This window comes from Aeromonas sp. 97A (assembly GCF_051919185.1).
GTDB classification, from domain to species: Bacteria; Pseudomonadota; Gammaproteobacteria; order Enterobacterales; family Aeromonadaceae; genus Aeromonas; species Aeromonas veronii.
The window spans coordinates 1,601,096-1,625,448 of sequence record NZ_JBQBFF010000001.1; the positions used below are offsets into that span (position 1 = coordinate 1,601,096).

General features: G+C 61.3%; 20 protein-coding genes. 13 read left to right on the forward strand and 7 right to left on the reverse strand.

Features of this window, described 5'->3' with window-relative positions; translation table 11 throughout:
- Positions 1 to 398 precede the first annotated feature (398 nt).
- From nrfA to ACTG27_RS07170, 8 genes are all read left to right on the forward strand, one after another.
- Positions 399 to 1,835: an ammonia-forming nitrite reductase cytochrome c552 subunit gene (gene nrfA / locus ACTG27_RS07135; RefSeq protein WP_407704230.1), complete on the forward strand. Its 1,437-nt coding sequence runs from the start codon at positions 399 to 401 to the stop codon at positions 1,833 to 1,835.
- Positions 1,836 to 1,886: 51 nt separating this feature from the next.
- Complete coding sequence (gene nrfB, locus ACTG27_RS07140; RefSeq protein WP_421289575.1) at positions 1,887 to 2,486, forward strand: cytochrome c nitrite reductase pentaheme subunit; 600 nt, start codon at positions 1,887 to 1,889, stop codon at positions 2,484 to 2,486.
- Complete coding sequence (gene nrfC, locus ACTG27_RS07145; RefSeq protein ID WP_139732247.1) at positions 2,483 to 3,175, forward strand: cytochrome c nitrite reductase Fe-S protein; 693 nt, start codon at positions 2,483 to 2,485, stop codon at positions 3,173 to 3,175. Before nrfB ends, nrfC begins: the two co-directional genes overlap by 4 nt.
- Positions 3,176 to 3,265: 90 nt before the next feature.
- Complete coding sequence (nrfD, locus tag ACTG27_RS07150; RefSeq protein ID WP_439979395.1) at positions 3,266 to 4,219, forward strand: cytochrome c nitrite reductase subunit NrfD; 954 nt, start codon at positions 3,266 to 3,268, stop codon at positions 4,217 to 4,219.
- 288 nt (positions 4,220 to 4,507) lie between these two features.
- The gene (nrfE, locus tag ACTG27_RS07155; protein WP_439979396.1) at positions 4,508 to 6,475 is read left to right on the forward strand and encodes a heme lyase NrfEFG subunit NrfE; all 1,968 of its coding nucleotides are present in this window, start codon (positions 4,508 to 4,510) and stop codon (positions 6,473 to 6,475) included.
- Positions 6,472 to 7,074: a DsbE family thiol:disulfide interchange protein gene (locus ACTG27_RS07160; protein ID WP_159159118.1), complete on the forward strand. Its 603-nt coding sequence runs from the start codon at positions 6,472 to 6,474 to the stop codon at positions 7,072 to 7,074. The genes nrfE and ACTG27_RS07160 overlap by 4 nt, the downstream gene beginning before the upstream one ends.
- On the forward strand, positions 7,071 to 8,276 hold the full coding sequence (gene nrfF, locus ACTG27_RS07165; protein ID WP_439979397.1) for a heme lyase NrfEFG subunit NrfF: 1,206 nt from the start codon (positions 7,071 to 7,073) through the stop codon (positions 8,274 to 8,276). Before ACTG27_RS07160 ends, nrfF begins: the two co-directional genes overlap by 4 nt.
- Before the next feature lie 123 nt (positions 8,277 to 8,399).
- Positions 8,400 to 8,852, forward strand: a complete 453-nt coding sequence (locus tag ACTG27_RS07170; RefSeq protein ID WP_439979398.1) for an NUDIX hydrolase — start codon at positions 8,400 to 8,402, stop codon at positions 8,850 to 8,852.
- Between the two features lie 98 nt (positions 8,853 to 8,950).
- Here ACTG27_RS07170 and phnX read toward each other — a convergent pair whose 3' ends face one another.
- Genes phnX through phnW form a run of 3 tightly spaced genes read right to left on the reverse strand, consistent with a single transcriptional unit; the run spans position 8,951 to position 12,361 of the window.
- Positions 8,951 to 9,790, reverse strand: a complete 840-nt coding sequence (phnX, locus tag ACTG27_RS07175) for a phosphonoacetaldehyde hydrolase (RefSeq protein WP_439979399.1) — start codon at positions 9,788 to 9,790, stop codon at positions 8,951 to 8,953.
- Positions 9,783 to 11,222, reverse strand: coding sequence for an aspartate aminotransferase family protein (locus ACTG27_RS07180; protein WP_439979400.1), 1,440 nt, complete (start codon positions 11,220 to 11,222; stop codon positions 9,783 to 9,785). Before ACTG27_RS07180 ends, phnX begins: the two co-directional genes overlap by 8 nt.
- The gene (gene phnW / locus ACTG27_RS07185) at positions 11,219 to 12,361 is read right to left on the reverse strand and encodes a 2-aminoethylphosphonate--pyruvate transaminase (protein WP_439979401.1); all 1,143 of its coding nucleotides are present in this window, start codon (positions 12,359 to 12,361) and stop codon (positions 11,219 to 11,221) included. Before phnW ends, ACTG27_RS07180 begins: the two co-directional genes overlap by 4 nt.
- Before the next feature lie 266 nt (positions 12,362 to 12,627).
- Between phnW and phnR the strand changes: the two genes are divergently transcribed.
- The 5 genes from phnR (at position 12,628) to ACTG27_RS07210 (ending at position 19,000) form a co-directional block, all read left to right on the forward strand.
- Positions 12,628 to 13,335: a phosphonate utilization transcriptional regulator PhnR gene (phnR, locus tag ACTG27_RS07190; RefSeq protein ID WP_064335908.1), complete on the forward strand. Its 708-nt coding sequence runs from the start codon at positions 12,628 to 12,630 to the stop codon at positions 13,333 to 13,335.
- Positions 13,336 to 13,455: 120 nt separating this feature from the next.
- Positions 13,456 to 14,475 carry a putative 2-aminoethylphosphonate ABC transporter substrate-binding protein gene (locus ACTG27_RS07195; protein WP_439979402.1) on the forward strand — a complete coding sequence of 340 codons (1,020 nt, stop codon included), beginning with the start codon at positions 13,456 to 13,458 and terminating at the stop codon, positions 14,473 to 14,475.
- 272 nt (positions 14,476 to 14,747) lie between these two features.
- A complete protein-coding gene (locus ACTG27_RS07200) occupies positions 14,748 to 15,842 on the forward strand; it encodes a putative 2-aminoethylphosphonate ABC transporter ATP-binding protein (RefSeq protein ID WP_439979403.1) in 1,095 nt (364 codons plus the stop codon).
- Entirely contained in the window at positions 15,839 to 17,575 is a 1,737-nt protein-coding gene (locus ACTG27_RS07205; protein WP_439979404.1) for a putative 2-aminoethylphosphonate ABC transporter permease subunit, read from the forward strand. The genes ACTG27_RS07200 and ACTG27_RS07205 overlap by 4 nt, the downstream gene beginning before the upstream one ends.
- Before the next feature lie 18 nt (positions 17,576 to 17,593).
- The gene (locus tag ACTG27_RS07210; protein ID WP_439979405.1) at positions 17,594 to 19,000 is read left to right on the forward strand and encodes an FAD-dependent oxidoreductase; all 1,407 of its coding nucleotides are present in this window, start codon (positions 17,594 to 17,596) and stop codon (positions 18,998 to 19,000) included.
- A gap of 151 nt (positions 19,001 to 19,151) precedes the next feature.
- Here the strand turns inward: ACTG27_RS07210 and ACTG27_RS07215 are convergent, their stop codons facing one another.
- The 4 genes from ACTG27_RS07215 to odhB all read right to left on the reverse strand — a co-directional run bounded on the left by ACTG27_RS07215 (position 19,152) and on the right by odhB (position 24,319).
- The gene (locus ACTG27_RS07215; protein WP_439979406.1) at positions 19,152 to 20,642 is read right to left on the reverse strand and encodes an autotransporter outer membrane beta-barrel domain-containing protein; all 1,491 of its coding nucleotides are present in this window, start codon (positions 20,640 to 20,642) and stop codon (positions 19,152 to 19,154) included.
- A gap of 276 nt (positions 20,643 to 20,918) precedes the next feature.
- Positions 20,919 to 21,791 carry a succinate--CoA ligase subunit alpha gene (sucD, locus tag ACTG27_RS07220; protein WP_005346088.1) on the reverse strand — a complete coding sequence of 291 codons (873 nt, stop codon included), beginning with the start codon at positions 21,789 to 21,791 and terminating at the stop codon, positions 20,919 to 20,921.
- Positions 21,791 to 22,957 (reverse strand): ADP-forming succinate--CoA ligase subunit beta, encoded by a 1,167-nt coding sequence (gene sucC / locus ACTG27_RS07225; protein ID WP_005361097.1) that lies wholly within the window; start codon positions 22,955 to 22,957, stop codon positions 21,791 to 21,793. Before sucC ends, sucD begins: the two co-directional genes overlap by 1 nt.
- Positions 22,958 to 23,128: 171 nt before the next feature.
- Positions 23,129 to 24,319, reverse strand: coding sequence for a 2-oxoglutarate dehydrogenase complex dihydrolipoyllysine-residue succinyltransferase (gene odhB / locus ACTG27_RS07230; RefSeq protein ID WP_005333546.1), 1,191 nt, complete (start codon positions 24,317 to 24,319; stop codon positions 23,129 to 23,131).
- Positions 24,320 to 24,353: the final 34 nt, after the last annotated feature.

Sequence of the window (24,353 nt, forward strand, 5' to 3'; positions counted from 1 at the left end):
GCATATTCAGTCAATTATCAGCATAAGTCATTGTCAGAATCTGTGAACAATAGGGCAGCAATCCAGCTCAGCTGGCAAAATTGCCAGTACGTAACTGTATCGATCAAACGCCTGCCATCTAATGCTCTGCAGTTAACAAGAAGTTGAGTTTCCATAAAATTTAATCCAGATCTCATTTCAGCGATCAATCCTGTGCACCAATTGATCTGGCACAACTCTCCCTCCGATAAATCATCATTAAATTTACCTATTTGTTAGGGTAACCCTCGAGCAATCATATATTGCGCGGTTTTATTCACCCGCAAGCGAATGTCTGCCCACCCCGCCGACGGGGGAAGATCCACACCAAGATGGAACGGGTCAGACGAGACCAAAACATTTATCTGGGAGTGATAAACGTGGGTTCACAACACAGGCATATCAAACTGGGCCTCGCCGCCCTGCTGCTGACCAGCTGGCTTGACGCCAGCGGCTTGGCACTGGCTGATGACGCAACCACCAAGGGCAAGATAGAGGCGCGCAGCGAGCTGTTCGCCAAGGATCACGCCGATCAGTTCACCAGCTGGCAAGCCACCAGCGAAAGCAGGGAACGCACCGATGCGCTGGCGGAAGATCCCAATATGGTGGTGCTGTGGGGCGGTTACCCCTTCGCCAAGGATTACAACAAACCGCGTGGCCACTTCTATGCGCTGACCGACGTGCGGGAAACCCTGCGTACCGGCGCCCCGAAGACCGCCGAAGATGGCCCCCTGCCGATGGCCTGCTGGAGCTGTAAAGGCCCGGACGTGGCCCGCGTTATCGATGAGAAAGGTGAGGATGGCTACTTCAAAGGGATGTGGGCCAAGGGCGGGCCGGAAGTAGTCAACACCATCGGCTGCGCCGACTGCCACGACACCGCTTCGAAGGAGTTCAAGGAGGGTAAACCAGCCCTGCACCTCTCCCGTCCCTATGCCGATCGGGCCATGACCGCCATCGGCAAGCCATTCAAGGAGCAGGGGCGCTTTGATCAGCAGTCCCAGGTGTGCGGCCAGTGCCACGTGGAGTACTACTTCAGCGGCCCCACCAAGGCGGTCAAATTCCCCTGGGACAAGGGCACCACGGTTGAGCAGATGGAGGCCTATTACGATGAAATCGGCTTTGCCGACTGGACCCATGCCCTCTCCAAAACCCCCATGCTGAAAGCCCAGCACCCCGAGTACGAAACCTGGCACGCCGGCATTCACGGCCAGAACAACGTCGCCTGTGTCGACTGCCACATGCCCAAGGTGCAGAACGAGCAGGGCAAGGTCTACACGGATCACAAAGTGGGCAACCCCTTCGATCGTTTCGAGCAGACCTGCCGCAACTGCCACACCCAGAGCAAGGAGATGCTGCAAGGGATCGTCAAGCAGCGCAAAGAGGCGGTGATCGAGACCAAGCTGAAGGTCGAGAAGCAGCTGGTACACGCCCACTTTGAAGCCAAGGCGGCCTGGGATGCCGGCGCCACCGAGGCAGAGATGAAGGATATTCTGCAGGACATCCGTCACGCCCAGTGGCGCTGGGACTACGCCATCGCCTCCCACGGGGTGCAGATGCACGCCCCCGAAGTGGCCCTCAAGGTACTTGGTGGCGCGCTGGATAAAGCCGCTGACGCCCGCACCAAGCTGGCGCGCCTGTTGGCCAGCAAGGGGATCAGCCACGAAATCGCCATCCCCGACATCTCCACCAAGGAGAAAGCGCAAGCCGCCCTTGGCATGGATATGAAGCAGTTCAACAGCGACAAGGCCCAGTTCCTCAAGACCACGGTCCCCGCCTGGGATGCCGAGGCCAAAGCGGCCGGACGGCTGGCACAGTAACGGCGCCTGCGGGCCCGGCCAAACCTGGCCCGCAATGGATGGAGGCTTCCTATGGGTGATTTAACGATGGATTTCTTACGACTGATGCTGATGGCAGCCATGCTGCTCACCAGCCTGCAGGGTCAGGCGGCCGAACCGGCAGCAGCCCCTGTACCAGCTACACATGAGGTGGAATTTTTACGCAATCCCGACAAGGCCTGCACCGACTGTCACAAGGAGCAGAGCGAGGGGATGCACGGCAAGCATGGTCAGGCGACCAATCCCAACAACCTGGCACCTGTCACCTGCACCAGCTGCCACGGCCAGCCCTCCCCCCAGCACCGGGAAGGGGTCAAGGATGTGATGCGCTTTAGCCACAGCCTGAAGGATAAAGAGAGCATCAAGCTTTATCCCATCAGCGAGCAGAACGGGGTCTGCATGAGCTGCCACGAGCCCAAACCACTGCGCGAGGCGCTCTGGGCCCACGACGTGCACGCCACCAAGCTCACCTGCACCAGCTGTCACCAGTTGCATCCGGCCAAGGAGCCCATGGTGGGTATCCCGGAAAAATCCCGCATCAAGCTCTGCGTCGACTGCCACAGCAAGCAGCATGAGGCCAGCAAGGCCCGGCAGGAGCAGTCCAAACCGGCTACCGGCAAGGAGGCATCATGAGCTGCTCTCGCCGTGACTTTATGGCGGGCATGGGCGCAGGGGCCCTTATCATGATGACGGGGACTGCTCGTGCCAACACCCGCTCCCTTGCCACCCCCCTTGCCCACAGCCAGACCATCGACGGGATACGCTATGGCATGATCCACGATGAGACGGCCTGCATCGGTTGCACCGCTTGCATGGATGCCTGCCGGGAAGTGAACAAAGTGCCAGAAGGGGTCTCGCGCCTCGAGATCATCCGCTCAGGCCCCATCGGGGAATTTCCCGATGCCGAGTACCGCTTCTTTCGCAAGTCCTGCCAGCACTGCGACAACGCACCCTGCGTGCATGTCTGCCCCACCGGCGCCTCCCATATCCGCAAGGAGGATGGCATCGTCGATGTCGACGCGGATCTCTGCGTCGGCTGCATGTATTGCCTCGCCGCCTGCCCCTATCAGGTGCGCTTTATCAACCCGGTCACCCGAGTGGCAGACAAGTGCGACTTTTGCCGCAAGACCAACCTGGCGGCGGGCAAGGAGCCAGCGTGCGTGGAGTCCTGCCCCACCAAGGCGCTGGTGTTCGGCAATCTGGATGATCCGGACAGCCCCATCGCCCAACGGCTGGTGAAGGAGACCACCTATCGCTACAAGCAAGCACTCGGCACCTCACCCAAGATGTACCGCGTGCCCAAAGGGGAGATAACGTCATGACCATGCAAGCGGCATTTCACTTCCCCTCGCTGGTGTGGGGATTTGCCCCATCGCCATCTACCACGGCAATAACCGATGGAGGGAATGACCATGTGGCATGACGCATTTCACTTCCCTTCACTGGTCTGGGACTGGCCCATCGCCATCTATCTCTTTCTGCTCGGCATCTCCGCCGGGGCCACCACCCTCTCGGTGCTGTTGCGCCGCAAGGGGGCAGGCAGCGAGAGCGGCATCATCAAAGCGACCGCCATTCTGGCGCCAGCGAGCGTGATATTGGGGCTGCTGATCCTTATCTTCCATCTGGCCCGCCCCTGGACCTTCTGGAAGCTGATGTTCCACTACCAGTTCGACTCCGTGATGTCGATGGGGGTCATGCTGTTTCAGCTCTACATGGCGGTGCTATTCGCCTGGCTGGCGGTGGTGTTTCGCACCGAGATCGAGACAATGCGCAGCCGGTTGCTGAAAGAGAAGTTCGCTTTTGTGGATGGGCTGATTGGCTGGCTTGCCCGCATCGAGCGGCTGCTGGCCCCGCTGTTGCTGCTGCTCGCCGTGCTGCTGGGGGCCTACACAGGCTTTCTGCTCTCTGCGCTCAAGACCTATCCGCTCCTGAACAACCCGGTGCTGCCGGTGCTGTTTCTGGTCTCGGGCATCAGCTCAGGTATCGCCTCCACCATCTTGCTGGCGGTGACGCTCTTCAAGGAGAACCATCACAGCCAGGGGGTGAGCTTCGTGCATCGCTTCGAGCGGCCGGTGCTGGCGGTGGAGGTGCTGCTGCTGGTCTGCTTCTTTACCGGCCTCTACTTCGGTGGCGGCCAGAAAGAGGTGGCCATGTGGGCCGCCATCGGCAGCGGCTTCTGGGCTCAGGTGTTCTGGCTCGGGGTGGTGGGCATCGGCATGCTGCTGCCCCAGCTGCTGGCCCTGCTGACCCCGGCGCCCTTGCGGGAGCGAAACAGCCATCTGGTGCTGGTCTGCAGCCTGACCCTGGTGGGGATCCTGCTGCTGCGCTACTTCGTGCTTTATGCCGGCCAGATGACGGTAGTTTAAAAACCGGTTCACGCTCCTGTTGCGAGGCCGTGATCAAGGCTCATGTGCTGCTCGGAATCCTCATGTATTCACATACATTGCGGTTCCTGCGCTGCTCTTTACCTTGCTGACGACCTCTCACGACGGATCGTGAACCGGTTATTGAAAGCTGGGGATAAGCACCAGCCGCCCTTCGGGTGACTGGCGCTTATTTGTTGCGATGAGTTGTTGCCAAGAATGTGGATGTTATCCCCCAGCGCCGGTACGGTGCTGGGGGATAACATAGACGAATGATTGACTGGAGGTTGTGTGCTGGCGGAGCTCGGCTATCTCTCACTGTTGCTGGCGGCGGCACTCTCCTTGCTGCAGGGCACACTGCCTTGGCTGGGATTACGGCTCGCCTCCCCGACCCTGCTGCGCAGCGCAGCGCCGCTGGCGCTGATCAATGCCGTCCTGCTATTGGCCTCCCTGCTGCTGCTCGCCAGCTGCTTTGCCCAGGATGATTTCACCGTCAGCTATGTGGCCCAACACGCCAACAGCGCCCTGCCGCTGGGCTTCAAGCTGGCGGCGGTGTGGGGCGGTCACGAGGGCTCCATGCTCTTTTTTGTTTTTGCGTTGGGGCTGTGGGGCGCTCTGGTGGCCCTTTGCTCCAGGCGGGTCGATCCGCTTATTACAGCCCGGGTATTGGCCATCATGGGGCTGATCGTCGGGCTGTTCGCCCTCTATACCCTGATCTTCTCCAGCCCGTTTGACCGCCAGTTCCCGGGGCCGCTGGAGGGGCGCGATCTCAACCCCATGCTGCAGGATATCGGCCTTATCATCCACCCGCCCCTGCTCTATCTCGGTTACGTCGGCTTTGCGGTCAACTTCGCCTTCGCCATGGCGGCGCTCCATTCGGGCAGACTGGATGGCGCCGTGGCCCACTGGAGCCGCCCCTGGGCGCTCGGCTCCTGGGTGTTTCTCACCGCCGGCATAGTGCTGGGCTCCTGGTGGGCCTACTACGAGCTCGGCTGGGGCGGCTGGTGGTTCTGGGATCCGGTAGAAAACGCCTCCCTCTTGCCCTGGCTGCTCGGCACTGCCCTGCTGCACGCCCTGATTGTCTGCGAGAAGCGCGGCGCCTATAGTCACGCCGTGCTGTTGCTCTCCATCTTCACCTTCGCCTTGAGCCTGCTCGGCACCTTCGTGGTGCGCTCCGGGGTACTCACCTCGGTGCACGCCTTTGCGGTGGACCCCAGCCGCGGCCTCACCCTCTTGTTGCTGCTCGGTTTGCTATTGACCTGCGCCCTCACCCTGTTTGCCCTGCGCGCAGACATTCGCGCCCCCTATGCCCGCTTTGGTTTGCTGTCAAAGGAGGGGCTGCTCGGCGCCGCCATCCTGCTGCTCTGCGTGGCCTGCGCCAGCGTGCTGCTCGGCACCTTCTACCCCATGGTGTTCCAGTCGCTCCATCTGGGCTCGCTCTCGGTGGGTGCCCCCTATTTCAATACCATCTTCGTGCCGCTGGCCCTCTGCCTGATGGCGCTGATGACCCAGCTGCCACGCCTGCGCTGGCAGCAGCTTGCGGCACATTCCCGACTCAACGCTCTGTTGCCACCGCTGTTTGCCCTGCTTGGCGGCGGGTTGCTTAGCCTTGCCTATCTGGAACAGGGATCGTTTTCCGGTAGCTGGAGCGGCATCCTCACCAATATGGTGAGCCTCTGGCTGATGGCCAGCCTGCTGCTCCCGCTCTTGCAGCCGACGTCGCGGCGCGAGCTCACCCTCAATCGGCTCGGCAGCTTGCTCACCCACCTCGGGGTGGCGGTGTGCGCCCTTGGCATCGCGCAGGTGAGTCACCACAGTCAGGAGGGGGGCGCCGTACTCGCCGCAGGCCAGCCCTATCGGCTCGGCGCCTTCGAGTTTCGCTATGAGGGGAGCGAGCCGATCATCGGCCCCAACTATACCGCCGAGCGGATCACGCTTAGCGTGCACAAGAGCGGTAAAGAGGTGGCGCGGCTGACGCCGGAGCGGCGCCACTACAGCGTGCGCACCATGAACATGAACGAACCGGGCATCGCGTGGGGAATGCTCGGCGATCTCTACGTGGTGCTGGGTGAGAAGATGGGGCCAGATGCCTATACCATGCGGCTGCACTACAAGCCGCTGGTGCGCTGGATCTGGCTCGGCGGCCTGTTGATGATGGCAGGCGGCACCCTGCGTCTGCTCGCCCGCCGACCGCTGCTGGCTAGCCATCCTGCGCCAGCTACCGCCCCCTGCCCTCGGCTTGAGCAGGAGTCCTTATGAATGCCCGTCTGCGCCTGTTCGTGCCGCTCGTGCTCACTCTGGGACTTGGCGTCCTGCTCTGGCTCGGCCTTGGCAACAACCCCTACAGCCAGGATGAGGCGACGCTCGGGCGTACCCTGCCTGCGTGGCAGAGCGACAATCTGCTGGATGGGCGTCCGATCCAGACCGCCAGCCTCAAGGGCGAACCCTTTGTGCTTAACGTCTGGGCCAGCTGGTGCACCAACTGCCGCGCCGAACATCCGCTGCTCATCGAGCTCGCGGGCACCGTGCCCCTCTACGGTCTCAACTACCGGGACAAGAGGGATGCCGCCCGCGCCTGGCTTACCCAGGCGGGCAACCCCTATCGCGCCGTACTGGCCGACCCCAACGGCAAACTGGCGCTGGAGCTCGGCGTCTACGGCACGCCGGAAACCTATCTGTTTGATGCCGATGGCACCCTGCTAGCCCGCCATACCGGCGAGCTTACCAAAGGGATCTGGCAACGCCAGTTTGCCCCCCTGCTCGACAAGGCGCGAACCGACGCGCAAATGAAGGCCGCTACAACGGCACACGCAATTGCGCCATCTATTGCAACATCAGCTCGGGAGACACAGCCATGATGCGCCGCTCTCTTGCTTGCGCCCTGCTGGCCCTCGGCATGCTGCTGAGTGCCACTGCATACTCCAGCGGGGTCGATACCTATCAGTTTCGCCACCCCGAGCTGCAAAATCGGGCGCAAGATCTGGCCCGCGCCCTGCGCTGCCCCCAGTGCCAGAACCAGAATCTGGTGGAGTCCAACTCCCCCATCGCGCGGGATCTGCGACTCGAAGTCTACCGCTGGGTGGATGAGGGACAGTCTGACGAGCAGGTGATCGCCCGCATGACGGAGCGCTTCGGCGATTTCGTCCGCTACGATCCCCCCTTCAAGGCCAACACGACGCTGCTGTGGGGCGGTCCCCTGCTGCTGTTGGGGCTGGCGCTGTTGACCCTGTTTCGCCGCCTGACGCGCACAAAGGCACAACCCATCCCTGTCGTTAAGGCCATCGTTGAGGCCCCCCCTCAACCCGCCGCCGATCCGCGCAGCGAATTGAATTTGCTGATCATGCACGGGGAGCAGGCAGGCCTCTCCCCCGACCAACCACTCTACAGGGAGCTGAGCGCCGCCCGCTTGGCCAGCGCTATCCCGGCGGCTGAGCTGGCCCTGCGCGCGCAACTGGCCAACCAGCATAACAATCGCGGTCGCAATAACCGGCACGGGCGGGCCTTGTTGCTGCTTGGCCTCCTGGCCATCGCGGCCGTTACCGCTGTGTATCTCAGCACCAGCCGCTATCAGGCATGGCAGGATTATGCATCCCGTCCCGATCCGCTGGCGGGATTGAGCCCGCGGGATCTGCAAGACAAGGAGCTGGGGAGTCTGCATCAGAAACTTCAGCGCAACCCCGCCAATCTCGACAGCTGGGCGGCGCTCGGCCAGCTCTATCTCTATCGGGGCGAATATGACAACGCCCTGCTCGCTTATCAGCGCCTCGCGCTGCTGGAGGGGAGCGCCAGTGCAGCGACCCAGGCCGCGCAGGCCACCGTGCTCTACTATCAGGCGGGCCAGCAGCTGACTCCCGAGGCACTGCACCTGCTCGATAGCGCCCTCAAGCAGGACGCGGGGGAAGTGAGCGCCCTGATGCTGCTCGCCTCCGATCACTTCCTGCATGGCCGCTACAGCCAGGCCATTGCCCTGTGGCAGCAACTGCTCGATGAAGAGCGCCCCCGCATCAACCGAGCCGCGCTGATTGAGGCGATCCAGACGGCAAGCATAATGGGGGGCTGACCGCCTCCTGTCACTTTGGCCCTACCCGTCGGCACAGACCAGTGCCGACCGTAAAATCACTTGCCACTCTGACTCGTCCGCCAAACAATACGGCTCTCTTTGGCCAACCTCTGGAGTCACATCATGATCCCCATTCGCTGCAAGGCCGTCTCCGGCGTTGCCCTTACCACTGTCGATGGCGAAACAAAATTGCTGGTGATGAAACGGGTCAAGGGGGGCTTCTGGTGCCATGTGGCGGGCACGGTGGAGGCGGGTGAAACCGGCTGGCAGACCATTATTCGGGAGTTTGGCGAAGAGACGGGTATCAGGGTCACCGAGCTCTACAACGGCCAGTATCTGGAGCAGTTTTACGAGGCGAGCCTGAATACGATAGAGATGGTGCCGGTCTTTGTGATTTATTGCCCGCCCAATCAGGCGGTGACCCTCAACGACGAGCACACCGAATATCGCTGGTGTTCCCTGGCCGAGGCCAAGGCGCTGGTGAGTTTCCCCGGCCAGAAGGCACTCTACGACCATATCTGGCACCACTTTGTCGACAACGCCCCCTCTCCCCTGATGCGGATCGATATCCGCTGACCGCGCGCGGCTTCCCCCTGTAAATGCAACACGCCCCCGGATGGGGGCGTGTTGTATCTCAAGCCAGCCAAGCGCTTTTGTTAGACCCCACCGATGGCCTACGGCCGCTCGCCAGCGGCCAGACGACGGTTGATATCGGCGATAACCGGGGCGATGTCGGCCAGGGTATCAATCACATAGTGTGCCCCCGCCGCCCGCAGTTTGGCCTCGGCCGGTGCGCGCCGGGCGGCGATCTCAGCCTCACTCATGGCGGCAAACTCGTCCCAGGTGGCACCAAATTCGTTGCCGGAAACCGACAGCCCCACCGTCCACATGCCCGCGTTCAACCCTTCGCTGATACCCGGCACGGCGTCATCCACCTTGATGCAGCGATGCACGGCGCTTATTCCCAGCTCAATCACGTTGGCCAGCGCCATCCAGGGGCCGGGGCGACCACCGGCTTTGAGATCGTCGGTGGCGACCCAGTGATCCGGGCGGTAGCCGTGATCGGCCGCAGCAGGTACCAGCGCCTCCATCACCGGACGGGGATAACCGGAGCAGGAGCCGATTTTCATCCCCTGCACCCGCAGAGCGTCCAACACCGGCAGCACACCGGGGATGGGGGTGGCAAAGCGGGTCACGGCGGCAATCTGCAGCGGCATAAAGGTGTGATAAATGTGGTCCACCTCGGCGTGGCTCATGGGGTGGCCAAAGCGGGCCTGCCAGCGCGCATCCACCGAGGGCAGACAGCCCAGCGCGGCGATATGATCCCACTTGCCAAGACCCATGGGCTGGCGTGCTTCGTCCAGGGTCACTGGAAAGTCATAAGCGCGGGCGAAGGCCTCGACGAAGATGGAGGTAGGGGCGAAGGAGCCGAAATCGACGACGGTGCCGGCCCAGTCGAGGATCAGCGCCTCCACGTCGGTGGTCGGGTCGATGGCAGTCTGCAAGTCAGTCATGGTGATGTTCCTGTTTCGGTGAAAGTGCGATCTCGCCAAGGGCGCGATCGAGAATGGTGATGGCGCGCACCAGATCGGCGCGGGCGATATTGAGCGGTGGCGAGAGCTGGATAACGTTGCCCTGGGAGACCTTGAAGCTGAGCCCCAGCTCCAGACAGCGGTAGAGCAGCCGTTCGGCGGCCTGGCTGTTGCGGGTGCGACTTTGGTGATCGACCACCAGATCGAGCGCCCAAAGCATACCGATACCGCGCACCTGCCCGATCAGCGGGTGACGTTCGGCCAACTTGCCGAGCTCTGCCGCCATAAAGCGGCCATCCTCCTGCGCTTTTGCCAGCAACCCCTCTTCGCGGATGGTCGCGATGGTCGCGAGGGCCGCCGCGCAGCCGATAGGGCTCTTCTCGTGGGTGTAGTGACCGAGCGAAATAGCTGCGGCCTGATTGAAACGGTCGCGGGTGATGAGCGCTGCAAACGGTACCACCCCGCCCCCCAGCCCCTTCCCCAGACAGATGATGTCGGGTTCGATGCCGAACTCTTCAAAGCTGAACCAGTGGCCGGTGCGGCCCAGGGCGTTGGGGATCTCGTCGACGATCAGCAGCACCTTGTGGCGATCGCAGATCTCTCGCACCCGCTGCCAGTAGGCCTTCGAGGGCACCTGCACGTCAGTGTTGCGGATGGGCTCGGCGATAAAGGCGCCGATCCTTCCCTCCTTCTCGATGACGTATTCCAGATAATCGGCGTAGTGCAGGTCATCCCCCTCCCCGCGATACCAGATACCGCGATAGCGGGTGGGTGGCGGGATGCGCTCCACCCCGGCCATCAGCGGGCCCATACCGGCGCGAAAACAGGCCTCGCCGCCGACCGAGATGGCATCGAGGGAGGCGCCGTGAAAGGCATCCCACAGGGACACCACCTTGCTGTTGCCAGTGATGAAACGGGCAAGCTTCAAGGCAATCCCCACCACCTCGCTGCCGCCGGGGGCGAACAGCACCCGGTTGAGATCGCCGGGAGCCAGCTCGGCCAGGGTGCGGGCGCAGTCGATGGCAACCTGATGGGTGTAGCGGCGGGGCGCGAACGGCAGATCGGCGAGTTGCTGCTGCACCGCGGCCACCACCCTGGGGTGACCGTGACCCAGCTGATGAACGCTGTTGCCGTGAAAATCGAGGTAACGCTTGCCCGATACACTGGTCAACCAGCTCCCCTGCGCGCGCTCAAGCAGATCCAGACAGGGGGTAGAGAGCGCCTGATGGAGGAAATAGCGGCTATCCTCCGCCAATCCTGCCCGTACATCTTCGCTCTGGCCCGCCCACCAACGCGCCCGCCCCTCGCCGAGGTTGATATCCCCTTCGCTGTCGGCACGGCCGCTGCCGTGCAGCTTATGGTCATGCAAATCGCGGCCACGCAGATCACGACCCTGAGCCAGCATGCTGGTCATCGCGCGTCCCCTTGCCAGTAGCAGGCGCTGGCCATGGCGGCGAGCAGATCGCGCACCCGCTCAGGGGTCACGTCGCCGATATTGCCGATACGGAAGCAATCGGCCTGGGAGACCTTGCCTGGATAGATAACAAAACCCTGCGCCTTGAGCCGCTGGTAGAAGTCGGCGAAGCGGTAGTCAGGGTGGGCCGGAGAGTAAAAGGCGGTGATGATGGGAGATTGCCATTTTTCTGGCAGCAGCGGCGCAAAGCCGAGCGCCGCCATCCCCGCCACCAGCGTGCGCTGATTCTCGCGGTAGCGCTGATGACGGGCTTCAATGCCCCCCTCCTCGTTCAGCTCGCGCAGGGCCTGGGCAAAGGCAAGCACGGTATGGGTGGGCGAGGTAAAGCGCCACTTGCCCCCCTGCTGCTCCATGGTCTGCCACTGGGCATGCAGGTCGAGGGAGACCGAGCGGGCGCGCCCGGCACAGGCCGCCAACGCGGCGCGGCGAGCGATGACGAAGCCAAAACCCGGCACCCCCTGAATGCACTTGTTGGCCGAGCTGATAAGAAACTCGATGCCAAGGCGTCCCATGTCGATGGGGATACCGCCAAAGCTGCTCATGGCATCGACGATCAGGCGAATGCCGCGGCGCTGGCAGAGCTCAGCTACCTCATCGAGCGGATTGAGCATGCCGGTGGTGGTCTCGCAGTGCACCATGGCCAGATGAGTGATCTCGGGGTGGCGCGCCAGCATCGCCTCGATGGCGGCGGGCTCCGGGCGGGTGGTCTCGCCGCAATCCAGCTCGTGGTGACGCAGGCCAAGGCAGCGGGCCATCTCCCCCATGCGGGCACCGTAGGCGCCGTTGTTGATGATCAGCAGACACTCATCGACGCCTATCGCCGAGCCCAGTACGCTCTCCACCACATAGCTGCCACTCCCCTGCAGCAGCACGGCGCTGTAGTCACTTTCATATTCAGGGCCAGTTGCCAGCCGCACCAGCTCGCGGCGGATGGGCTCCACCACCCCCTGGTTGTAGTCCGCATCCCAGGTACAGCTGTCTTGCAGCATGGCGGCGCGCACCGTCGCGGTGGTCGAGAGGGGGCCCGGGGTCAGCAGCAGGTAATCGACGGCGGCGGGGGCCGCAGGAATATGGGTCATGACTTCGCTCCTTTTTGGTATATACCATAGTGGGCGCATTGTGGGTAACTGCCCCGTCAAGGTCAAATGGGTGGCGCTACGTGCAACAAAAAATTCATTTTCAGCGCCGGGATCGCGATAATCTAGGAAGCCTGAACAACAGGGGCGACGCTGGTATCTACCAACGCATGTTGATGTTGCCCTTTAACGACCGGGCAGATGACCTGCCCTGTGCCCAGCCCATTGCCCAACTCATTGCACAACTTATTGCAAAACCAGGGATTTTCATGAGCAAACCCCAATATCTGCAGATCAAGGATGCCCTCGCCAACCAGATCCTGGCGGGGGGCCTGGCCCCCAACGACAAGCTCCCCTCCGAGCGGCTGCTGGGGGAACTCTATGGCACCACCCGGGTTACCATTCGCGAGGCACTGGTTCAGCTGGAGGCAAACGGCCTTATCTATCGGGAGGATCGCCGCGGCTGGTTCGTCACCCCGCCGCGCTTTCGCTTGAACCCCAGACGCACCTCCAACTTTCACCAGATAGTGCGGGAGCAAGGGGGTGAGCCGCGTACCAAGCTGCTGGAGAAAAGCCGCCAGGCGGTGCCGCCCGCGTTGATGGCGCAACTGCAGCTCAAGCCGTTCGACAGCCTGTTTCTGCTAAAACGGCTGCGCTACGCCAACGGGCGCGCCATCTGCTACTGCGAGAACCACTGCCTGCCAGAGCGGGTCCCGGGCCTGCTGGAGCTGGATCTCAACGGCAGCCTGACCGAGATCTATCAGGCCCATTACGATCTTCACTACGCCCGCATGCAGGTGCGTTTCTTCCCCACCGCCCTGCCGGACGAGGTGGCCAAGGCGCTGGGAGCCACCGCCGGCCTGCCCGCCCTGCGCCTCGAGCGGCTCAACTTCGATCAGCACGGACGGGTGCTCGACTTCGATCTGGAGTACTGGCGCCACGACAGCCTGGAGATCGAAGTGGATACCCAGGATTAGTCACGGATAAATCAGGAACGGCAAAACGTCACGGGGCTGTCACGGTCACGTCATAAAGATCCCCTAGCCTCTCTCTCGACCAATCTGGTTTATACCAAACCAATTTAACTGGAGAAGAGGATGAAACAGGGAACCCATCTGCTGGCCGCCGCCGTGCTGGCTGCCATGACCGCCCCGGCACTGGCCGCGACCGATCTCACCGTCTACACCGCCTTCGAACCGGAGCAGCTCAACGAGCTGAAAACCGCGTTCGAGCGCCAGCATCCGGACATCAACATCAAATGGGTGCGTGACTCCACCGGCGTGGTCACCGCCCGCTTGCTGGCAGAAAAAGCCCAGCCCAAAGCAGATGTGGTGTGGGGACTGGCGGCTACCAGCCTGATGCAGCTCGATCAGCAGCAGATGCTCAATGCCTATGCACCGAAAGGACTGGAGAATCTCGACAGCCGCTTTCGCGACAGCAAGGCCGAGCCGCACTGGATCGGTCTGGACGCCTTCTTCAGCGCCATCTGCTTCAACAAGGTAGAGGCGGAAAAACAGGGGATCCCGGCGCCCACCAGCTGGGCCGACCTCACCAAGCCCATCTACAAGGGCAAGGTGATCATGCCCAACCCCAGCTCCTCCGGCACCGGTTACCTGAGCGTTGCGGGCTGGCTGCAGACAATGGGTGAGCAGCAGGGCTGGCAATTCATGAACGGCCTGCACCAGAACATCGACCGTTACACCCACTCGGGCTCCGCCCCCTGCAAGCTGGCCGCCAGCGGTGAAACGGTGATCGGTATCTCCTTCGACTTCCCGGCTACCAGCCTCAAGGCCAAGGGTGCCCCCATCGAGGTGGTGTTCCCGAAAGAGGGGTCGGGCTGGGATATGGAAGCCGCCGCCATCATCAAGGGCACCCCCAAGCTGGAAGCCGCCAAACAGCTGCTCGACTTTGCCGCCACCGAACAGGCCAACGCCCTCTACAACAAGTCGTTCGCCGTGGTCGCCATCCCCGATGTAGCCCAACCGAGAGCGGGCTATCCGGCGGATATCAAAGGCCAGATGATCGACAACGACTTTAGCTGGGCTGCCCGCGAGCGCAATACCATCCTGGCCCAGTGGAGCGCCAGCTTTGACGGCAAGACCGAAGCCAAGCAGTAAGCGTGAGGGTCGGCGGTTTGTTCACGCCAGACACACCGCTGCCAATAAACTGCCAGTCGAAGGCCAACAGCTGTTGGCCTTCGCTTTTTGGTTTTAACTTCCCCAGTTTACATTGCCTTCAATTAGCGATGCTTAGTCCATTCGCACAGTGCCCAGCCACTTGCTGGCGACCCGATGTCATTTGACTGTCATCAAGCTGTCATCCCCCGATCACCTGACCGTCACACTTCACCCACAAACTGGTATATACCAAATCAGTAGCGAGTCGAACCATGACCCAGCCCTATCTGGACATTCAACATCTCAACAAGCAGTTCGGTGCTTTTCAGGCCCTCAAGGGGATCTCTCTGACCATTGAGCCGGGGGAGTTTATCTGCTTTCTCGGCCCCTCCGGCTGCGGCAAGACCACTCTGCTCAGAGCCATCGCCGGGCTGGATTTGCCGGACAACGGCGAGATCTGGCAAGGGGGGCGCAATATCTCCCGCCTGCCGCCCCAGGAGCGCGATTTTGGCATCGTGTTTCAATCCTATGCCCTCTTCCCCAACTTGACGGTGGCCCAGAACATCGCCTTCGGCCTTGAGAATCAGGGGCTGGCGCGGGATCTCATCAAGGAGCGGGTCGATCACTGGCTGGGGCTGGTGGATCTCACGGCCCAGTCCCACAAATACCCGAGCCAGATCTCCGGCGGCCAGCAGCAGCGGGTGGCGCTGGCCCGGGCGCTGGCCCTCTCCCCCGGCCTGCTGTTGCTGGACGAACCGCTCAGCGCGCTGGATGCGCTGGTGCGCACCCATCTTCGCAGCGAGATCCGCGCCCTGCAGCAGCGCCTTGGCATCACCACCATCATGGTGACCCACGATCAGGAAGAGGCGCTGACCATGGCCGATCGCATCGTGGTGATGGAGGGCGGCCGCATCGTGCAGGTGGGCACTCCACAGGAGATCTACCACCAGCCTGCCAGCCGCTTCGTGGCAAGCTTTGTCGGTACCATGAACTTCCTAGAGACCCTGGTGCTGAGCCCCACTCAGGTGCGCCTCAACGAACAACCGCTGCAACTCGCCAATCAGGCCGCAGCCGGCAGCAAATTGCAGGTGGCGATCCGCCCCGAGGCAATCACCCTGAGTGCGCCGAGCGAGCCGCATCTTGGCCAACATGGCATTGAAGCAACCATCGATCAGGTGGAGTTTCTCGGCGCCGCCCAGCGTCTTATCTGCACCGCCGACACCTATCTGGGCCCGCAGCAGATCCTGGTGGAGCGCCCGACCCACGAGCTGCCCCGCCACGAACAAGGTGGCTGGCGCAGCGGCATGCGCTGCTCGCTGCACTGGCCCGCCGAAGCGATGCAGCTGTTTGAAGGAGATCGCCCATGACAGCCCCCTTTGCGACCTCCTCCCTGCTGCCACCAGTGACAGCCCGCCAAGACTCTCGCTGGCAGCGGCTCTGTCGCGGCTGGAGCCGGGATCAGCTGCTGCAACTGTTCCTGCTGGTGCTCGGTATCGCCCTGCTCAGCGGCGGTCTGCTGCTGCCACTGCTCACCATGCTGCAAAAGAGTCTGCAGGATGAGAACGGCCTCTGGGTGGGCGTTGCCAACTTCAGCGCCTACTTCGACTCCCCTCATCTGGGGCGCACCATCGGCAACACCCTCTGGCTCGGGGTGCTGATCACCGCGCTGGTGGTGACCATCGCCTTTGGCTACGCCTACGCCCTCACCCGCACCTGTATGCCGGGCAAGCCCCTGTTTCGCCTCATCGGTTTGATCCCGCTGTTGATGCCCTCCCTGTTGCCCGCCATCAGTCTGGTCTACTGGTTTGGCAATCAGGGGATCGCCAAGGGGCTGCTCGGCGGCGAGAGCATCTACGGCCCCATCGGCATCGTCATCGGTCTTGGCTTCTGGTGCTTCCCTCACGCCCTGATGATCCTTATCACGGCGCTGGGTCAGAGCGATGCCCGCCTCTATGAAGCCTCCCGGGTGCTGGGCAGCAGCGGCTGGCGTACCTTTGTCACCGTCACCCTGCCTACCGCCCGTTATGGCCTGCTCAGCGCCGCCATCGCCGTCTTCACCCTCACCATCTGCGACTTCGGGGTTGCCAAGGTGATTGGCGGCCAGTACAGCGTGCTGGCCACCGATATCTACCGGCAGGTGATCGGGATGCAGAACTTCTCGCTGGGCGCCGTTGCCAGCGTCACCCTGCTGCTGCCGGCACTCTTGAGCTTTGCGCTGGAGCACAGAGTGCGCAGCAAGATGCAGGAGCAGAGCAGCACCAAGGCGGTGCCCCATCAACCCAAACCCCATCGGCTGCGAGATCTGCTGGCGCTCGGTTGGTGCACGCTCTGGGCCCTGCTGTTTCTGGCGCTGGTGGGGATGGCGGTTTACGGCTCCCTGGTGCAGTTCTGGCCCTACAACCTCGGGCTGACGCTGGATCACTACGCCTTTGACAGCAACAGCGTCTACGGCTGGCAGCCATTTACCAACACCTTGCAGCTGGGCCTCTATACCGCGCTGATCGGCACCGCGCTGGTGATGGTGCTGGCCTGGGCGCAGGAGAAGGGACGCCACTTCGCGCCGCTGCGCCAATTGCTGCATCTGCTCGCCATGCTGTCGCTGGCGGTACCCGGCATGGTGCTGGGGCTGGGTTATATCTTCTTTTTCAACGGCAATCCGCTCTTTGGCGGCCTCTACGGCACTCTGCCACTGATGGTGCTCTCCTGCGTCATCCACTACTACACGGTGGGTCATATGACGGCGCTGACCAGCCTCAAGCAATTGCCCAAGGAGTTGGAGCTGGTGGCCATCTCATTGCGCATTCCGCTCTGGAAGGCGTTCTGGCGAGTCACCCTGCCCGCCTCCCTGCCCGCACTGCTGGAGATCTTTATCTATCTGTTCGTCAACGCCATGACCACCACCTCGGCGGTGATCTTCCTCTACTCGAGCGACAGCGTGCTCGCCTCCATCGCCGTGCTGAACATGGAGGATTCCGGCGATACCGCCGCGGCCGCCGCCATGGCCACCCTGATCCTGCTGGCCGCCGCCACCGTCAAGCTGCTCCAGCTCTTTTTGAGCCGCGCCCTGCTGGATCGCACCCAGCGCTGGCGCCACCAATAACCTTATCGAGGAGTCATCATGTCCACTCTCCCCTTCTGGCTGGCCGAAGCGCTCGCCGCCGAACAGCCCGCGCCGCCCACGCCCCTAGTCGGCAACCACGAGGCCGATGTCTGCATCGTCGGTGGCGGTTTTACCGGGCTATGGAGCGCCATCGCCCTTAAACAGACCGAGCCTGCCTTACGCATCATGGTGCTGGAAAAAGATCGCTGCGGCAGCGGCGCCTCCGGGCGCAACGGCGGCTGCCTGCTCACCTGGTCGGCCAAATACCTGACCTTAAAACGCCTATTTGGCGAGCAGCAGGCTGCCTGGCTGGTACAAAGATCCGAGCAGGCGGTACACGAGATCGCCCGCTTCTGCGAAACGCACAACATAGAGGCAGAGCTGAGGGTCGAGGGCACCTGCTACACCGCCACCAGCGAGGCCCAGCGCGGCCTGATGGAGCCGGTATTGCGGGAGCTACAGCGAGCCGACCTTAACCAGTGGCAGGCGATTGCGGAGGGTGAACTGGCGAGCCAGAGCGGTTCCCACGTTCATCTGGAGGGGCTCTACAGCCCCCACGCGGGCTCGGTGCAACCGGCGCTCTTGGTGCGCGGCCTGCTGCGGGTAGCGCGGGAACTGGGGGTCGAGGTCTATGAGCACTCCCCCATGCAGCGCCTTGAGGCGGGCCAGCCAGCGCGGGTGCCAACGCCGCAGGGTGAGGTACGTGCCCGCAAGGTGGTACTGGCCCTCAACAGCGCCATGGTGCAGCACTTTCGCGAGTTTCGCCGCAGCATAGTGCTGGTCTCCTCCGATATGGTGATAACCGACCCCGCGCCGGATGCACTGGCTGCCCAGCAGCTTGAGCACGGCCGCTCCGTGGTGGATGGCCGCACCTTTGTGCATTACTACCGCTCCACCCCGCAAGGTCGGCTGATGCTGGGCAAGGGGGGCAACACCTTCGCCTTTGCCAACCGCCATCTGGCCGAGTTTGATGCGCCGAGCCGTTATCTTGCCCCCCTCACCCGCACCCTGCGCCGCTTCTTTCCGGCGCTCAAAGAGGTGCCCATCGCCGCCAGCTGGTGCGGCGCCTCCGACCGCTCGGTGGACGGTCTCCCCTTCTTCGGCCACTGGCGAGGGCAGCCCAATATCGTCTATGGCCTCGGTTATTCCGGCAACGGAGTGGCGCAAAGCTGGATGGGCGGCCAGATCCTGGCAGCGTTGGTGCGCGATGAAGTGCGGGAAGCGGACAAGCCGTGGCGCGACTGCGCGCTGGTCAGCGGCCCCCGCGGCTACTTTCCGCCCGAGCCATTTCGCTGGCTGGGCGCCATGGCGGTTCGCAACGCAATCAGGCGCAAGGAGCGGGCGGAAGATGAGAACCGTCCGGTGGCCTGGTATGACAAACAGCTGGCCAAACTTGCCGATGCGGCGGGCAAGGCGGATAAATAAGTTATTTCTCTTAACCTTGATATTGCACCAGGCTCTAACGCTTGGCCTCTCAGGCGACCTCATCGTGGATGAGCTATCAACATCTTCATCGGCAATCATCCATAACAATGTGCTGACCCGAAGGTCAGCACATATATTGTTACAACTCTAATTAAAAATTCACAGCGGCGTTAAATCTAATATCCCAGAGGTCAAGGTCCTGACGCCCGATACTGTAATAACCGGTGATAACTTCAAAACGCTGATGACGCTGAGGGGCTACCGCCAGTGTAATCCGTGCAGATCCACTCCACGGGGTCGTACTTTCCATTGTCAGATTTTCATTCAGGATCTGACCATCATTGGGACGCTCAATATCATAACGAACCCCAAGACGCAGGGCCGGTATAATTTGAACACCATCGGTTGTGGTGAAAATACGACTGATATCCCCTGATGCTTCACTGGTGGCATATTCAAAAGAGTTTTCATTAACCCGCAATGTCACGTTATAAATCTGGTTTGCATAAGGCAATGAGCCTGTGTAATCAAACGCATCGGATTTATTGTGACTGTAAAAGAGGGCAAGCTTGGGCCGCAGCAGATATTCACCAACGTCGTAGCCACCGGTCAGGTTGGCTGAGATCAACCCGGTCGTTGTCTTGAAACTCCCTTTAAGGACATCGAGTTCGGTATCGTTATCAGTTCGTCCCCATGCAGCCCAGCCATCCAGCAGCCAGTGCGTATCTAGCCTATAGCCGCCATATGGCCCAACAAAGAAGCTGTCCCCCTCATTTCGTACCGAACTGCCAAACGTGCCAAGAGAGGTTTTGCTATTGGCAAATGCAATACCGCCCAACCCGTCTTTACCAAGGGATCTGTGTATACCGATCAAAAAGCTGTTGGCATGTCCGGATGTGTCTATCTCGTTACGATCATCGGAGACTCCGGTATGGCGTACATCAGTCCATACCTGCCACAACCCCTTTTGACTGGCAATATCTTCAAATTGGTCAAGCCCGACAACGACACGATCTGAAATACTGAGGGAGCCGCTCAAATAGCCCATCAAGGCATCTGCACTGATACTGGTCACAATATTGCGGATCGGGTCACTCCCACCACCGGTGCCACCACCACTACCACCATTGCTGCCATCCCCACCGCCGGTTCCGCCACCAGTTCCACCATTGCCGCCATCCCCACCGCCAGTTCCGCCACCAGTTCCACCATTGCCGCCATCCCCACCGCCGGTTCCGCCACCAGTGCCACCGTTACTATCTCCCCCATCGATCGGGGGAATATTTGGAAATACAGGATTGTTCTGGTTTCTCGAATCGAGGAAGCAGTTGAAAGAACCATCCGCATTGAGGAGATCCAGTTTGTGAGTCCCGTTAAGGTCATCAAGTACTACAGGTGAGACACTCAGGTGCAACGACGCGCGGTTTGCATTCCAGCTATCGATTTCAGATACCCCGGGAGCAGAGAGGCGAAAATTACCCCCGGAACCTGGACTTGAAAGCCATAGTGATACCGAATTGTCAGCCGAACGCCCAAGAAACTCTAGATGCTGCCCCGGTTGCCTGTTCGGGCAATCCACCGCCCATGCTGTTGGCAAGCAGATACTGGTAAGGCAGCCAATTCCCAAAATACGTGAAATCATTATGTCCTCCTGACACTACGTTATCTCACTGACATCCTTACGTGACTTTTAGCATTACCCACAAACAGGTCACTCGATGCAATGGGTAAAGGAACCAATCAATCTGACAAGTTCAAATCGCAGACTATTTTAGTATCCACACTGTTTCTGGTCTCCTGTAATAAAATTCGTTTAGCGCCTGAATCGCGATGATTGATTAAATCAAACCACTTTAAAACCCATAAAAAATGCCGCCCATCGGGCGGCACTTTTATTAGAGAAAACGGGCTAAAGGAATTACCATCCGGTCACTTCGCGCAGGGCCTTGCCGATATCGGCCAAGGAGCGGACGGTTTTCACGCCAGCATCTTCCAGCGCGGCAAACTTCTCGGCGGCAGTACCCTTGCCACCGGAGATGATGGCGCCAGCGTGGCCCATCCGCTTGCCAGGAGGGGCAGTAACTCCGGCGATATAAGATACGACCGGCTTGGTGACGTGGGCCTTGATATAGGCGGCAGCGTCTTCCTCGGCGTTGCCGCCGATCTCGCCGATCATCACGATCGCTTCGGTCTGCGGGTCGTTCTGGAACATCTCCAGAATGTCGATAAAGTTGGAGCCCGGGATGGGGTCGCCACCGATACCGACGCAGGTGGACTGGCCAAAGCCCTCGTCAGTGGTCTGCTTGACCGCTTCGTAGGTCAGGGTGCCGGAGCGGGAGACGATGCCCACCTTGCCCGGCTTGTGGATGTGGCCCGGCATGATGCCGATCTTGCACTCACCCGGAGTAATCACGCCCGGGCAGTTGGGGCCGATCATCCGCACGCCGGTCTCTTGCAGCTTCACTTTGACGTCCAGCATATCCAGCGTCGGGATGCCTTCGGTGATGGTGACAATCAGCTTGATGCCCGCGTCGATCGCTTCCAGGATCGCGTCCTTGCAGAACGGTGCCGGAACATAGATGACAGTGGCGGTGGCGCCGGTCGCTTCGACCGCGTCACGGACGGTGTTGAACACCGGCAGGCCCAGATGGGTGGTGCCACCCTTGCCCGGGGAGACGCCGCCCACCAGCTGGGTGCCGTAGGAGAGCGCCTGCTCGGAGTGGAAAGTACCCTGACCGCCGGTAAAGCCCTGGCAGATGACTCGGGTGTCCTTGTTGATCAGTACGCTCATCAGTTGGCCTCCGCTGCTTTTACGACTTGCTGCGCGGCATCGGTCAGACTCTTGGCCGCAATGATGTTGAGGCCGCTCTCGGCCAGCTTGATACCACCCAGCTCGGCGTTGTTGCCTTCCAGACGGACCACGACGGGCACCTTGACCCCCACTTCCTTGACTGCACCGATAATGCCTTCCGCGATCATGTCGCAGCGCACGATGCCGCCGAAGATGTTGACCAGCACCGCTTTGACGTTGCTGTCGGAGAGGATGATCTTGAACGCCTCGGTTACGCGCTCCTTGGTGGCACCGCCGCCGACGTCAAGGAAGTTGGCCGGCTTGCCGCCGTGCAGGTTGACGATGTCCATGGTACCCATGGCGAGACCCGCGCCGTTGACCATGCAGCCGATGTTGCCATCGAGGGCCACATAGTTCAGCTCCCACTGGGCGGCGTGCGCTTCGCGGGGGTCATCTTGTGACGGGTCGTGCATCTCGCGCAGCTTGGGCTGACGATACAGTGCGTTGGCATCGATGTTGATCTTGCCATCCAGGCAGTGCAGGTTGCCCTGCGCGGTGATCACCAGCGGGTTGATCTCCAGCAGCGCGAAATCGCAATCCAGGAACATCTGGCCCAGACCCATGAAGATCTTGGTGAACTGTTTGATCTGATCGCCGACCAGACCCAGTTTGAAGGCCAGTTCGCGGGCCTGATAAGCCTGCGGACCCACCAGCGGATCGATGGCCGCCTTGTGGATCAGATGGGGGGTTTCGTGGGCGATCTTCTCGATATCCACGCCACCTTCGGTTGAGGCCATGAAGACCACGCGGCGCGAACCACGGTCAACTACGGCGCCCAGGTAGAGCTCTTTGGCGATGTCGGTGCAAGATTCCACCAGGATCTTGGTGACCGGCTGGCCGTTGGCGTCGGTCTGGTAGGTCACCAGATTTTTGCCAAGCCAGTTTTGGGCAAAAGCACGGATCTCATCCTTGCTCTTGGCCACTTTCACGCCGCCCGCTTTACCGCGGCCACCGGCGTGTACCTGGCATTTGACGACCCAGGTATTGCCGCCAATCTTGTCGGCCGCTTCGGCCGCTTCTTGTGGGGTAGCACAGGCATAACCTTCGGAGACCGGCAGGCCATACTCGGCAAACAGCTGTTTTGCCTGATATTCATGCAGATTCATAGATGCTCTATCCGTGTTGTAGGTATTTCCGTCCGGGGCTGGTGTTTCTCAATCCCCTGTGAATGGGGGCCTGGGCGGCCCCTCTTTATCTTTCAATCGCTCGGGTATTACTCAAACGTCCAGCAGCACACTCAGCTCGGGGCGCAAACCCCTTGCCCGGGTGCCACAGGCTTAGACGTCCAGCAACAGACGGGTCGGGTCTTCCAGCAGCTCCTTGACGGAGACCAGGAAGCCTACCGATTCGCGTCCGTCGATGAGACGGTGATCGTAGGAGAGCGCCAGATACATCATCGGCAGGATCTCGACCTTGCCGTCAACGGCCATCGGGCGATCCTGGATCTTGTGCATGCCCAGAATGGCGCTCTGGGGCGGGTTGATGATCGGGGTGGACATCAGGGAGCCGAACACGCCACCGTTGGTGATGGTGAAGTTGCCGCCAGTCAGTTCATCCACGGTCAGCTTGCCGTCACGGCCCTTGCCCGCCAGATCCTTGATGGCCTTCTCGATGTCCGCCAGGCTCATGTTGTCGCAGTCGCGCAGCACCGGCGTCACCAGACCACGGGGGGTAGAGACGGCGATGCTGACGTCGAAGTAGTTGTGGTAAACCACGTCATCACCATCGAGCGCCGCGTTCACTTCCGGATAGCGCTTGAGGGACTCCACCACCGCCTTCACGTAGAAGGACATAAAGCCGAGCTTGATGCCGTGCTTCTTCTCGAAGATCTCGCCGTACTGCTTGCGCAGATCCATGATGGGCTTCATGTTGACCTCGTTGAAGGTGGTCAGCATGGCGGTGGTATTTTTCGCTTCCAGCAGACGCTCGGCAATGCGCTTGCGCAAACGGGTCATCGGTACCCGCTTGTCGGTGCGACCACCCAGCGGGGCAACCTTGGCTGCCGGGGCTGCAGTTGCGACCGGTGCGGCTGCCGCAGGCTGGCTCTTGGCCTTGATGAAGGCTTCCACATCATCCTTGGTGATGCGACCGCCCTTGCCGGTACCGGTCAGCTTGGTCACATCGATGTCGTGCTCGCCAATCAGGCGGCGCACCGAGGGGCTCAAGCCATCGGCACCATCATCGGCAACCGCTTCAGCGGGTTTCTCTTTGGTCTCTTCACCGGCCACCGGGGCGGCGGTGAGGATGGCAATCAGTTGACGGGACAACACGGTCGCCCCTTCCCCTTGCAGAATATCCCCCAGCACACCGGCTTGCGGTGCCGGCACTTCCAGCACCACCTTGTCGGTCTCGATGTCGACCAGCACTTCGTCACGGGCGACCAGATCGCCCGGTTTTTTGTGCCAGGTGGCGATAGTGGCATCGGCCACTGATTCCGGCAGATCCGGTACCTTGATTTCGATAGTCATCCAATCAGTTCCTTTTTACTTCTATGCCAGAGGC

Coding starts and splice junctions, on each gene's coding strand:
- nrfB (WP_421289575.1), top strand. CDS start 1,887: ATGGGTGATTTAACGATGGATTTCTTACGACTGATGCTGATGGCAGCC.
- nrfC (WP_139732247.1), top strand. CDS start 2,483: ATGAGCTGCTCTCGCCGTGACTTTATGGCGGGCATGGGCGCAGGGGCC.
- nrfD (WP_439979395.1), top strand. CDS start 3,266: ATGTGGCATGACGCATTTCACTTCCCTTCACTGGTCTGGGACTGGCCC.
- ACTG27_RS07160 (WP_159159118.1), top strand. CDS start 6,472: ATGAATGCCCGTCTGCGCCTGTTCGTGCCGCTCGTGCTCACTCTGGGA.
- nrfF (WP_439979397.1), top strand. CDS start 7,071: ATGATGCGCCGCTCTCTTGCTTGCGCCCTGCTGGCCCTCGGCATGCTG.
- ACTG27_RS07170 (WP_439979398.1), top strand. CDS start 8,400: ATGATCCCCATTCGCTGCAAGGCCGTCTCCGGCGTTGCCCTTACCACT.
- phnX (WP_439979399.1), bottom strand. CDS start 9,790: ATGACTGACTTGCAGACTGCCATCGACCCGACCACCGACGTGGAGGCG.
- ACTG27_RS07180 (WP_439979400.1), bottom strand. CDS start 11,222: ATGACCAGCATGCTGGCTCAGGGTCGTGATCTGCGTGGCCGCGATTTG.
- phnW (WP_439979401.1), bottom strand. CDS start 12,361: ATGACCCATATTCCTGCGGCCCCCGCCGCCGTCGATTACCTGCTGCTG.
- phnR (WP_064335908.1), top strand. CDS start 12,628: ATGAGCAAACCCCAATATCTGCAGATCAAGGATGCCCTCGCCAACCAG.
- ACTG27_RS07195 (WP_439979402.1), top strand. CDS start 13,456: ATGAAACAGGGAACCCATCTGCTGGCCGCCGCCGTGCTGGCTGCCATG.
- ACTG27_RS07200 (WP_439979403.1), top strand. CDS start 14,748: ATGACCCAGCCCTATCTGGACATTCAACATCTCAACAAGCAGTTCGGT.
- ACTG27_RS07205 (WP_439979404.1), top strand. CDS start 15,839: ATGACAGCCCCCTTTGCGACCTCCTCCCTGCTGCCACCAGTGACAGCC.
- ACTG27_RS07210 (WP_439979405.1), top strand. CDS start 17,594: ATGTCCACTCTCCCCTTCTGGCTGGCCGAAGCGCTCGCCGCCGAACAG.
- ACTG27_RS07215 (WP_439979406.1), bottom strand. CDS start 20,642: ATGATTTCACGTATTTTGGGAATTGGCTGCCTTACCAGTATCTGCTTG.
- sucD (WP_005346088.1), bottom strand. CDS start 21,791: ATGAGCGTACTGATCAACAAGGACACCCGAGTCATCTGCCAGGGCTTT.
- sucC (WP_005361097.1), bottom strand. CDS start 22,957: ATGAATCTGCATGAATATCAGGCAAAACAGCTGTTTGCCGAGTATGGC.
- odhB (WP_005333546.1), bottom strand. CDS start 24,319: ATGACTATCGAAATCAAGGTACCGGATCTGCCGGAATCAGTGGCCGAT.